Source organism: Massilia sp. LXY-5, from assembly GCF_059801075.1.
Window position 1 is genome coordinate 506,709 of sequence record NZ_JBNNEH010000001.1, and the last position, 12,267, is coordinate 518,975.

Genomic DNA, 12,267 nt, shown 5'->3' on the forward strand with positions numbered 1-12,267 from the left:
CTGGAGCACTTGTGCGTGCATGTGTCAGGTCGACTGATTGATTGCGCACTTTCAAACGCATCATTACTGGTTACAGCAATCTGAGTCCGACGAAATGAGACAAGTGGCCGGTCAAAATGCCGCTGTAGAGATTGTCCGATAAGGGCATTCAGCGCATTTGTTTAACTAAAACCAAAGAGAATCATGGAGCGTTCAGAGTTCGGCGGTTCGTCCCGCTATGTTGCGATCGAGGCAGCGATTCACATCGCTCGCTATCTCACTGTGAAAGAACATTGCGCGGACCGCAAGGTCCTGGATATCGGTTGTGGTGAAGGATATGGATCTTGGCTAATGGCTGAATGGGGGGCGCAATCTGTCCTGGGCGTCGATGTATCTTCGAAAGCTATTGCCTCGGCCGATAAGCGTTTTTCGAACGAGCGTCTACGTTTTGCTATAAGCTCGGGAGAGCAACTGACACAAGTAATTTCCAATCAGAAATTTGATCTGGTTGTTTCATTGGAAACAATTGAACATGTTGACGACCCGCATATGCTCTTGGAAAACATTCGTGATGCCGCTGCTCCGAATGCAACGATTATTATTTCTGCGCTGAATGGCTATTTCTACGACGATCGCGATAGCCAGACTGAATCCCACAAGCGCCGATTCACATTTGAGGAGTTCCAGGCTCTCACCGAGAGTGTACTTGGCAAGGCTAATTCCTGGAATTTAGGCACCTTGGGAATAGGCTTTTCTGTCTCGGAGCAAGGGAGTAAGTTGCCGAGCGGCGACGCTATGACGCCGCTCGATGCAATACTTGAATTCCAGCCTGTCGATTCAGCGGTTTATGTTCCATCACAGGTCGAGTGTGATATCACTCCTGCAGAGTCGGCGTTTTATGTCGGCGTCTGGGGCGCAGCAGCGAAACATAAGACAATCTTCGCCGGATATCCAGTATCAATGAATCTGGGACGCCAAATACTCTTTCCGCAAGATGGAATTGGGACTACCCACCCTGATTCATTGAGCCACACAAGTAATGTTTCGACCCAGCAATCCATTGTCAAGGAAGAGAAGGCTCAGAAGCCCCAGGATGTGCACTGCCGGGAACGGGCATTGATCGAGGAAATCGAATCGCTCAATGCGGCTCTGCTTGCGAGTAAGGAAGAGCTCGAGCAAGCGAGATCACGAGAAGTAGTGACAAATAATAAGCTGTCTGTTCTGGCAGATTCTGTCGCTGATTACAGCGAGAAACTGCATTTCACAGAAAGGGAAGTCGAGCGCTTGGGAATGTCCCGCCGTGCCGCGCAAGCTGAGGTGGCGGTGGCTTGGAGGGCGATCTACCGACACGAGCATGCAGCTTTGGACATGCAAGCGAGGCTTGAGGCTGTGCGCGGCGAACTTGAGTTGGCACGGAACGAAGTTGAGTTAAAACGGAACGAACTTGAGCTAAAGCTGAACGAACTTGAGTTGGCACAGAACGAACTTGAGTTAAAACGGAACGAACTCGAGTTGACACAGCACGGACTTGAGTTGGCACAGAAGGAACTTGGGTTAAAAGGGAACGAACTTGAGTTGGTACAGAACGAACTCGAGTTGGCACGGAACGAAACTGAGTTGGCACGGAAGCAGCTCAGCCAAATCCCTTGGAAGGTCGTTAAAATCTGGTGGTTAATTCGCAAGGTCATTCCTACCCCGCTTCTTCACCTTGTGGGTACTGTATTCAGTTCCATCCGTCGACGCAATGCAAGATAACATTGAAAACCTGGAAAGCGGTCTCGAAACGAGATCCTATATCACCCATCGGTATCACGAATTCCTGAATGCAGACGCGGGACGGCGAGAAGGAGCAAACATCGGACTAAATGGTGAGCATCTCACCATCACGTTCTTGTCGCTGAATCGCAGCAGGCTGTCGATAAAGCTCTGTCGTTCCATCGCCGATCAGATTCCAAACTTCAAAGGTGAAGTCCTCGTCATCGATAGCGGATCGAGCGAAGAGGAACTCGAAGCGCTTCGTTGCGCCTTGGAGAGGATGCCGTTCTCCTGGCGTATCGAAATGCTTGGACAGAACTACGGTGTAGCCGGCGGACGGAACAGGACGATGGCCCACGTTCGCACCGATTGGGTGATGAGCTTGGATAACGACGTCCATTTCATCAAAAATCCGCTTCCGGACATCCAGAGCGATCTAGCCATACTCGGCTGTCATTTTATGACAATGGCCGTGCTCAACGAAGATGCCACCACCAATTTCATTCGAGGCGGGCATCTCAACCTGACGTTTGACATGAATGAGTTCATTATCGGTGGCGGTACAGCCCATCGTCGGGACTACACCGGCCAGGAAAGTCCAGGTTATCTCGGCACTTTCATGTCGGGATGCGCATCCGTGTTCCGAAAGGACACATTTTTGGCGCAAGGAGGTTACGATGAGGAGATGTCCGGATTCGAAGACCTTGAATTTTCAGTACGCTTGTTCCGCGCTGGGCTAAAGGTCGGAGCCAGCGATGTCAGGGCTCTAGTGCACGATCGCCTGAAACCGGGCAGCACCGACGACAAAGATGACGAGCGAGCTCGATTTGCTCGTGCCCGGCTCGAAGCTGCTGCTCACCTTGAGAAGAAACACGGGTACAAGGTGTGGACGGAAGATATGGACACCTCGGCGCGTCAACCAGAGCGACAGCTTGGATTGGACGTTCACAAAGCTCGCCAGCATGACGCCGATTCCGCTGGATCAGGTCCGCGTCGACCACGTGTCGCTCTGATCGTAGATGTCAATACCTGGGCTCTGGCGAACATCGCGCGCCAGATCATCAAGTACACGTCGGATGAATTCGAGTTTGACCTCCTGACATCTCAAGATGTGGAGCAGCCGATGATGCTGCTTGAAATGACCAAGGACTACGACTTGGTACACTATCTTTGGCGCGAGCCTCTGTCTTTCATTTGCGAGCCGTGGCAGCGCGGTAGAATAGATCTGCTCTATGGCAGCTGGAACGATTTTGTGTCTCAGGTCATTTCGCCACGTCCGGTCACATTCAGTGTATTCGACCATTTGTTCTTGACCGAATCCGAGATTGCCCATCGCCTCCCGCTCTTTACGCAACTTTCGAACGGGTACACCGTCAGTTCGCGCATATTGCAGCGCATCTATCAAGACATTCAGGACTATCCTGATCCGGATATGGTAACGCCCGATGGAGTTGATCTGACGAATTTCGCGCCGGTTTCTACGGCGCGCTTCATAGGGGACCAGCATCGGCCCTTGCGCGTTGGCTGGGCTGGTAACAGTGCGTGGAATGCGCATACTGAAGAAGGCCGTGTTCGAGACCCAAAGGGTTTCCACACTATCCTGCGGCCAGCACTGAATCTGCTGGAATCGCGGGGCGTCGTCGTCGAAGAATACTTTGCGGATCGCCAAATCCGTCAGATATCGCACGACAGGATGCCCGACTATTACAATTCACTGGATGTTCTCATCTGCTGCTCTGAAAGCGAGGGCACACCCAATCCAGTGCTCGAGGCGATGGCCTGCGGTGTGCCAGTCATTAGTACCAATGTCGGCATTGTGTCCGAGGTATTCGGTCCGCAACAAAAGCACTTCATTCTCAAAGAGCGCAGTCCCGTCCTTCTGGCTGACGCCATCGAGGAACTGGCCAAAAAGCGGCACTTGTTACATTTGCTTTCACAAGAGAACCAGCAATGCATTAAGCATTGGGATTGGAGCATTCGCACCGATGCTTACCGGCGTCTATTCCGACATCACATCAAGGCCGGTCGACCTGTCGCCAGTGCCGCAGTATGAGGCCGGATATACGTGAGCAGTCGTACCTCACGGGCCGAATTGAATTGTTTGCGAACGAGGAGGAGTCCATATACGGACGCCCGACTTGGAGCGCCTAACAAAACTGCCATGGCTGCGTTGCAGCGCCTCGCCGTACCTCGTACCGTCGTCGGCGCTGCGCCTTCTCCTAACAGTCTTGTTAGGCGCCCTTGCGCTAAGCCATCTCGCGACCTGTTCCGCGCCTGCTTTAGGAGGTCTTCTCTACGACGTCTCCTTGCGTTTGGCCGCCTACTTATTGTCAAGCGTGTTACTCGTTGGAGAAACTTCGATTTAAAAAAACGGCGTATAGGAAGCCTGTATAGGTCTGTGCTAGCTGCCGTGCTGCACTTCACTGTATAATCCTGGGGCCACCACATAATAATACCATGCCGAATACTTCCAATTTCGATGCCGAATTTAGCGGCCGCCGTTTTGACTGCGTCACAATTATTGCTATTCTGTTGTTCTTAACAGGCCTTGGCACATCGATATTGACATTTTATCCAGGATGGATGAGTGCAGACTCTTCCGTTCAATATTTCGAAGCTCGGCATAATCACTATAGTGATTGGCACCCGATTCTAATGGCTTGGTGGTGGCACTTACTAATTAAATTGAAAGAGGGGCCAGCGCCATTTCTTCTTCAGAACGTGAGCTGTTATTGGTTGGCGCTACTGCTTTTTTTCCTCGGCGCGAAAAAATTGATCGGCAGAGCAGCCATCCTTTTTCTGGCTGTCGGGTTTATGCCAGGATTACTGTTCCCACTTGGACAAATCTGGAAGGATGTTGTATTCGCTGTTTTAATTGTGTTGTGTTTAGCTATCACTTTCCATAGAGAAGTCTCAGGGAGGAGCGCTTCATGGCTCGAACGGATCTTCATTCTGTCGGCAATTATCTTGGCGTATGGCTCAAAAACTAACGGAATTACCGCGATTCCCTTCATCATTTATTACATGGTATATGTTGATCGTCCAAAACTCAGCATTGCCAAAAAGCTAGCAGCAGCCGTTTGCATTGCATTCGGGGTGGTTGTAATTGCGAATATTTTAGTGCCAGAAAAAAACATTACGCACTCTTATGGCTTTCAGTATACGCAAAGCCATGATTTACTTGCCATATCGGTCGCAACGGATAGCAACCTGCTTCCTAGCTATATAAACAAAAAAATAGCAGGCTTCGAAAAGCCGTTGTCATCATATTATTCCACTGACTCCAATAATTTGTTGTTCTATGGCACGGCGGGAAATCTAAGGACCACAGATTTGAATGAACTCAAGGAATTACGTTCCAATTGGTTGAGCGCGATCAAGTCTCACCCCCTTATTTATTTAAAGCACAGGATCAACACATTCGTATCTTTATTGAGAATTGGGGCAGCAGCTCCGGCTTACGTTGCGGATCCGCAAATCGTTGATACTAGTATCCCCTTTACCTTCAAGAAAAATGCAATATCGGATTTTTTGGAGTCAACTCAAAAATCAGTTCCCGCTCTATATTTCCCTTGGATATATCTTGCGCTGCTAGTGGCGTCGGCATGCTTTTGGCGATTTATTACGCCGCAACTGCGGCCGGTATTCGCAACAATGCAAGCCAGCGCATGGGGGTTTATTGTCCCACATTTTCTGGTAGTGCCTGCCGCTGATTATCGATATTTATACTGCGCATATTTTTGCGCAATATTCAGTACGATAATAGTAATCGGCAGCTTTTCTTCTCGCCTGAAATATCGTTACGTTAGCAATTCAAAAAAATTGCATAATGATGAGTTGAGAGCCTGAACGATCAAAAACGTGGCGGCTATTCGACGGCGCTACGAAAGTGCATTCACTAAGAGAAGCTCGCTCGCTTGATAGTCATAAGGCTAAGGTCTCGCAACGAGCCTACGGGTGTTTTAAAACTTCGCTTGAGTTCGCGATATCGATGACCTGCCGCTGACCTGCAGTTTGCTATGAGACTGCCGGTGCGGGATGGATGACGATGGCCGAGGTGCCGTCGTAGTGCAGGTCGTATTCGCGCGCAAGGCGTTCACGCAGCGCCTGGCTGGCCCCACGCAAGCCTTGTGACTGGCGCAGCAGGGCCAGTTGCAAGGGGGGCAGGTTCAGGGGCAGGTCGGGCTCGACGTGCAAGATCATTGGCCAGTCCTCGTCCAGCAGGGCGGCCGCCTCGCCCGTTGCCAGCTGCGCCTCGACAGCGTCGACAGGGCGGTGCGTGGCGATGCGACGCAGTTCGTCGCGCGCTGCCACAGTCCAGTTCCAGGCCTCCGGCGTCATGCCCGGCGCGAGGCCGGAAACCGGCAAGGCGGCGCGTGCTGCTACGATCCTGTGCATCCACACGCCTTCCTCGAAATCGACGCGATTGAAATCCGGGCTGGCCGTGATGACGCACACGATATGGCCCTGCGCAGCCAGGTCGCGCGCCAGCTTTGCTTGCGGCTCAGGCAACTCGCGCGCAATGAACACCAGTGCCTTCGGCGCACCCGCCACGATCACCCGGTCGAAAGCAAGGAAATCGCCCGCGCGGGCGCGCTGCTTGTCCGGCGTGATGTACTCGTAGGCACCGGACAGCCCGCGCGTCATGCCACGTTCCCACGCGCTGCGCACTTGTCCGGCCAGCGCCTCGCGCTCGCTCGCCGGCAAGCGTCCCGCGGCGATATGGCTCTCGACTTCCTGTCTCTGTTCGTCGACGAAGCGCCGGCTGTCCTCGAGAATATCGGCCAGCGTTACGTACTCGCGCCCATGCTTGAGCGCGAAATACAGCTTGTTCTTGATGACCGGATAGCGGTAACGCGTGATCTTATGCTCGTTGCGGATATTACTCGGCGCGAACTTGTGATGCACATAGGCGTTGGGCAGCTGGCGGATCAGGTAGCCGGCATCGACCAGTCGGCAGCACAGCTCGGTCTCGTCCAGGTAGTACTCGATTTCCTCATCGAAGCCGCCCACCTCGAGCAGGGCGCTGCGCCGGAACGAGGTATTCGTGCCTTGAAGGTAGGGGAACTCGAAAGCGCCCGGATAGGCCAGGTGGTCGGCCGGACGGGTCAGGCGCCAGTTGGCGTTCGCCAGCCGCGTCGCACTGGAGTATTCGTACTGGTAGCTGTAGCCGGTCTGGTCGAACACCAGGCCGCCCGCGGCGCCCACTGCGGGGTCAATGTAGGCGCGGGCCAGCTGCTCGAGCCATTCCGGCTCGGGAATCGCGTCGTCGTCGATGAACGCGACGATGTCGCCGCGCGCCATGCAAATGCCGATGTTGCGCGAGACCGAGAGGTTCGCCACCTCGCAGCGGCCGGCGCGGATCGCGGGCAGCCAGGCGTCGATCACTTCCTGCGAGTGGTCGGTAGAGGGACCGTTGACGACGATGACTTCGAAACGGCCGCGGTATGTCAGCCAGCGCAGGCTCTCGAGCGTTTTCGCCAGCAGCGTCGCGCGGTTGAGGGTGTTGATGACGATCGAAAAGCTCGGTGGCATGGCAGGTTTCAGTGCGTGCTTGAGGACGGCGACGGCTTGTCGGCGACAGTTTCGAAGGCAGGGCGCCCATCGCGCATGCCTGTTTCCACGAGATCCGTTACCGTGAAGCCGGCTTCGCCCAGCAGGGAACCCAGGCTGGCCGGGCTGAGCATGTTCAGCTGCAGGCGGCCGTCGCGATCCGCCGTGCCGTACAGGATGTCGCGCAGCGCGTCGTAACCGCATTCGCCTTGCGCATAGGCGGCAAGGGCGGCGCCGGCGTCGGTGGCCTGCACGCGCAGTCGTCCACCATTTTGCAGGCAGGCGTACAGGTGCGGCAGCACGTGATTGCGCAGCTCGGCCTGGGTAAAGGTCTCGAACAGGCAGGCGACCTGGATTTCCTCGGCAGCGCCCGGCATGAGCGGCACGCCGCCAGCCGTGTCGTCGAAGCTGGCGCTCACGTAGCCGGCTGGTGCGGGCTCGCCCTGGCCCAGGTACAGGCGCAGCGGCGCGGCGGCTGCCTGTTCGGGCGCGACGCAGAGACGCGGGGCCTGGCCGCCGGGCGGGACCGCGTCCTTCTCCTCGCCCAGGCCGGCCGCATCGAGCCGCTGGCGCAGCGCATGCACTTCGCGGGTCAGCCGGCGCAGGGCGACCGGCACCGAACGGGTCAGGTTGACGTCGCCGGCTGTGCTTTCGCGCAGCTCGTGGACGGCGCGCCAGAGAGCCGGCTGAGCTGTCTTCGGCCCCTGCTCGTAGCTGCCGGATGCGAGCCCGATGACTTCGGCGCGCAGCTCCGGTAGCCGGACGATGGCGGCCGCAATGCGCACCAGGCGGCCAAGCACGGGCACGGTCTTGGCGCGGCGGGCGGTCTTCTTGAGGAATGTTTTCATTCTGTGGCTGGTGAATGCAGGTCGGCCAGCACGGCTGCCAGGCGCTGCGCCAGGTCGTCCGCGGCCGCGTCGCTCGGGTCGAGGCTGCAGGCGAGGACGCCGCGCGCCAGCCATTTCGCGGGCACGGTTCCAGGCTTGCTCTCTCCCGATGTGAGCCAGACGTCGCCGGATCCCGCCTCGGCGACCGCGTCTTCGATCCGCAGGTCAGGACGGCCGATCAGGTCGAGCGCGAAGCGCCGTGCGTAGCGGTGACGCGCGCCGTCGTGCCGCACCGGTTCGATGCGCCAGGCGCGCGGCGCCTGCATGATCAGCGCCCGCAACAGCGCAGGCTCGAATCCCGCCGTTTCGATATCGACCAGCACCTGGCGTGGGCCGCTGCGCGGCCGGTTGGCCCCGATCGCCGCTGCTGTCTGCATCAGATCGGGCGCGGCCACCCCGGCGCTGGAAGCGGCGATCGCCGCGATCAGGTCCTGTTCCGCCTGGCCACGGCTGTCGTGCGCACATTGCGCGACCGCGTCGCGGTAAAGCGCCGCGATCCGGGCCGGCGCATGGGTCGCCTCCATATAGGCTGCAGCCGCATTGCCCAGCCGTGCACGTAGCGCGCCGTCGCCGCGCAGGCGCTCGAGCGCGGCGCGCAGCGCTTCCTGGGTGAACGCGTCCTCCAGGCGCAGGCACGCGTGCTCAGGCACTTCCGCGGCCGAGCCATGGGCGTTCACGATCGTCGGCAGCCCGTACGAAAGGCAGTCGAAGACGGCGCCCGAGGTCTCGCCGCGCGAGCTGCCGCGCAGCTGGACCGCGGCGTCGGCGGCGGCCAGGTAGCGGCGGTAGAGCGGGGTGTCGGCGTAGCCGGTGACTTTTATGCGCGGGTGCGTGGCGATGCGGTCGCGCAGCGCGATGCCGAAACGACCTTGGGCGATTTCGCCCACGAATACCAGGTGACAGTGGGGATCGCTTCCGAGCGTGCTGTCGATCCAGGCCTCGACCAGGCGGTCGTTGCACTTGGGTGCCGACAGGATGCCGAATGAGCAGACCACGTAATCGCCGGGGCCGAAGCCGAGGTCCGCGCGGACCCGGTCCCGGTCGGCCGTGTCGCTGCCGGGACGCAGGCATACCAGCGGCAGCACGCGCCACTGGTCGCCGTAACCGGCGCCATACCAGCGCTCCGCCAGCCCCACCGCATGGCGGGAATGCACGATCACGCCGGTTGCGCGGTCGAGCACTTGCTTGTTCGACGGGTAGCGCATGACCGACTCGGTGCGCCCCGCGTCCTTTTCCTCGACCAGCGCTCCATACCCATGCGCCAGGTAGAGCGAGCGGCAATAATGGTTGGGCAATTCATGCTCGGCTTCGGCATGATGAAGGACGCCGCTGAGGAAGAAGTCGTGCAGCACGACCACGCCGGGATGGCGATCGAGTAGCCCGAACATGTGAGAATGGAATTCCGAATTGCCGAACTGGTAGACGATGTGGTCGAAGGCCTGCGCGTTGGCGTCGAACCATGCGGTCGTGCGCTGGGGGAAGCGGGTGGCAGGGCCCATGTCGTCGACGCTGTCCTGCTCCAGCACCAGCTCGATGTCGAAGTGTCGCGCCAGTTCCGGTAGCAGATCGGCGCTGTAGGCTGCGATGCCCGAGCGCACAGGCGGCAGCGGCGAGACATAGGCCAGGCGCGGCTTGCGTGTGGGCTCGGCGGGCATTGGCGACGCGCTTGCGCCGCACGCGGCACGCCGTTGGTGCGCCTCTTCGAAGGCCTCGATCGCACGGCGGGCGCTGGCATCCCACGAGAAGCGCCGCGCCTGGGTCAGGCCATGCTCGCGCAAGGACGCCTGGCGCGCCGGATCGAGCAGCACCTGCGCCATGGCGCCGCCGATGGCGTCGATGCTGGCTGGATCGAACAAGGCATCGGGCCGCCCGATCACTTCCGGGATGCTGCTGGTGTTCGAGCCGATCACCGGGGCGCCGCAGGCCATCGCCTCCAGCGCCGGCAGGCCGAAGCCTTCGTGCAGCGAAGGGAAGACGAAGAGTGCGGTGCAGTTATATAGCGAAACCAGGTCGTCGTCGGGAACGAAGCCGGTCAGTACCAGGTCGTCTTTGGCAAGACCGAATTTGGCGGCCAGGCGCTCGAGGCGGAAACGGTCGGGATTCTGGATGCTGCACACGACCGCCAGCTGGTATTGCTTGCGTAGCGTCGCTGGCAGCCGGGCGTAAGCCTCGACCAGGCCCTCGATATTCTTGCGATAGTCGATGCCGCCGGTGTACATGATGAACGGCCTCGAAAGGCCGTAGCGCGCCAGCAGCGCAGCGCGCGCGTCGGGTGCCAGTGCGCGCGGCTGGAACATGCCGTCCACCGCCGACGAGATGTTGACCACGCGTTCGGCGGGCATGCCCAGCAGCGCGATGCCTTCCTCGCGCGCCGAGGCGGAAATGGCCAGCAGCAGATCGGCCTTCCGCATGCCTTCGAGCTTGCGGTGATACCAGGCCGCGACGTTCGGGTCGCCAAGGTAGCGCTCCTTGCGCATCAGGGGAATCAGGTCGTAAAGCGTGACGGCGGTATCGAAGCGGCCGCCCGGGCGCGGTACCGAGCTGACGGCATTGTCGCCCAATCCCTCGAACAGGCTCGCCACATGCACGACGTCGGGCCGCAGGCTGGCCAGGTAGTGTTCACGGATGCGTGCGGCCGTGCGCACGCGCCAGGCATTGCGCGGATCTACTTCGCCCGCAGGCACCGGCACGCTGAAGGTCGAGATGTGCGACTGCGGCAGCAGCCCGTCGAAGGCCCGGCGCAGCGTTGCGACGGTATCAGGATAGTCGTCATTGAGGACGATGCGCAGCTCGTGCCCGCCGCTGTTGCGCGCCATGGCCAATGCCAGTGCCATCGAATAGCGGCCAATGCCGCGGTGCATGCTGGAGGCCTGGCAGGCCTGCAGGTCGAGGAGAATACGCATCTGGGCTCTTATTCTGGGCGGGGATGGTCGATGGCGCGGCGCAGGTCGCGCAGCACCTGGCGCGCGCTGTCGGTCAGCTCGGCTTCGTCGGACAGCAGCACTGGCAGCGCCTGCCAGTCGGCACGCCGCGAGTGGGCGACGGCTGCGCGCACCCGCCCGGCGAGCCCGGGAAATCGATAGATCTGGCGGCGCAGGAAGTCATCCAGGCGCGGACGCGCCACGACGAACGCGACCGCGCGCAGCGCGATTTTCTTGACGAGCTGGCGTGCGCCGGAGGGGCCACCTGCCATTCTCAGGCCACCGTCGTGTCCGCGCAATGCGGACACGACACTCCATACACATACTGCGGCGACAGCTGCTCGCGCGGCGTCACCACGGCGCGGCAGGCGAAGCACTGGGTCGTGACGGTCGGCTCGAGCTTCGGATTGAGCGCGGTACGGTAGTCGAAGACGAAGCAGTCGCCCGTATAGTGGGCGCCGCCGACGTCCTCGAAATACTTCAGGATGCCGCCCTCGAGCTGGTAGACGTTGTCGTAGCCGATGTTCTGCATGTGGATCGCCGCCTTTTCGCAGCGGATGCCGCCGGTGCAGAAGGTGACCACGGTCTTGCCGGCGAAATCGTCCTTGTGGGCGGCGATCACTTCCGGGAACTCGGTGAACTTGGCGATCCGGTAGTCGACGGTGTTGTCGAAGGTGCCGACGTCGACCTCGAAATCGTTGCGCGTGTCGACCATCACGACCGGCTTGCCGTTGTCGTCATGGCCCTGGTCGAGCCAGCGTTTCAGGGTGGTCGCTTCCACCGACGGCGCGCGGCCCAGTTCCGGTTTGATCAGCGGCATGCGCATGGTGATGATTTCCTTCTTGATCTTCACCAGCATGCGCTTGTGCGACTGCTCTTCCGAGTGGCTGTACTTGACTTCGATGTCGGCGAAGCGTGGATCCGCACGCAGCCAGGCGAGATAGGCGTCGATGTCGGCCGGCAGGCCGGACAGGAACATGTTGATGCCTTCCGGCGTCAGCAGGATCGTGCCGCGCAGGTTCAGTTCGGCGCAGATCGCCTGGAACTGCGGACGCTTTTCCTCGGTATCGTCGAAGCTGACGAATTTGTAGGCGGCGATGTTGACGTAGCGGCCGGCGCCGGCGCTTGCGTTGGCGGCGGCCGTTTGATGGGGGGTGGTTTGCATGATTGCC

Annotated in this window: 8 protein-coding genes; 3 read left to right on the plus strand and 5 right to left on the minus strand. The window is 59.2% G+C overall.

All coding sequences use genetic code 11. The features are described from left to right. Window positions 1–183 precede the first annotated feature (183 nt). The 3 genes from ACI48I_RS02290 (at window position 184) to ACI48I_RS02300 (ending at window position 5,583) form a co-directional block, all read left to right on the plus strand. Window positions 184–1,734 (plus strand): class I SAM-dependent methyltransferase, encoded by a 1,551-nt coding sequence (locus ACI48I_RS02290; protein WP_498573214.1) that lies wholly within the window; start codon window positions 184–186, stop codon window positions 1,732–1,734. Beyond that, window positions 1,724–3,787 (plus strand): glycosyltransferase, encoded by a 2,064-nt coding sequence (locus ACI48I_RS02295; RefSeq protein WP_498573215.1) that lies wholly within the window; start codon window positions 1,724–1,726, stop codon window positions 3,785–3,787. The genes ACI48I_RS02290 and ACI48I_RS02295 overlap by 11 nt, the downstream gene beginning before the upstream one ends. Window positions 3,788–4,191: 404 nt before the next feature. Beyond that, the gene (locus ACI48I_RS02300) at window positions 4,192–5,583 is read left to right on the plus strand and encodes a hypothetical protein (RefSeq protein WP_498573216.1); all 1,392 of its coding nucleotides are present in this window, start codon (window positions 4,192–4,194) and stop codon (window positions 5,581–5,583) included. A 168-nt stretch (window positions 5,584–5,751) separates the two neighbouring features. Here ACI48I_RS02300 and ACI48I_RS02305 read toward each other — a convergent pair whose 3' ends face one another. The 5 genes from ACI48I_RS02305 to ACI48I_RS02325 are packed head-to-tail and all read right to left on the minus strand — an operon-like array spanning window position 5,752 to window position 12,260. Continuing rightward, window positions 5,752–7,269 carry a glycosyltransferase family 2 protein gene (locus tag ACI48I_RS02305; protein WP_498573217.1) on the minus strand — a complete coding sequence of 506 codons (1,518 nt, stop codon included), beginning with the start codon at window positions 7,267–7,269 and terminating at the stop codon, window positions 5,752–5,754. An 8-nt stretch (window positions 7,270–7,277) separates the two neighbouring features. After that, window positions 7,278–8,135, minus strand: coding sequence for a hypothetical protein (locus tag ACI48I_RS02310; RefSeq protein ID WP_498573218.1), 858 nt, complete (start codon window positions 8,133–8,135; stop codon window positions 7,278–7,280). Further along, window positions 8,132–11,077, minus strand: a complete 2,946-nt coding sequence (locus ACI48I_RS02315; RefSeq protein WP_498573219.1) for a glycosyltransferase — start codon at window positions 11,075–11,077, stop codon at window positions 8,132–8,134. The genes ACI48I_RS02310 and ACI48I_RS02315 overlap by 4 nt, the downstream gene beginning before the upstream one ends. 8 nt (window positions 11,078–11,085) lie before the next feature. Next, complete coding sequence (locus ACI48I_RS02320) at window positions 11,086–11,367, minus strand: hypothetical protein (RefSeq protein WP_193688461.1); 282 nt, start codon at window positions 11,365–11,367, stop codon at window positions 11,086–11,088. A 2-nt stretch (window positions 11,368–11,369) separates the two neighbouring features. Next, window positions 11,370–12,260, minus strand: coding sequence for a sulfurtransferase (locus ACI48I_RS02325; RefSeq protein WP_498573220.1), 891 nt, complete (start codon window positions 12,258–12,260; stop codon window positions 11,370–11,372). Window positions 12,261–12,267 lie beyond the last annotated feature (7 nt).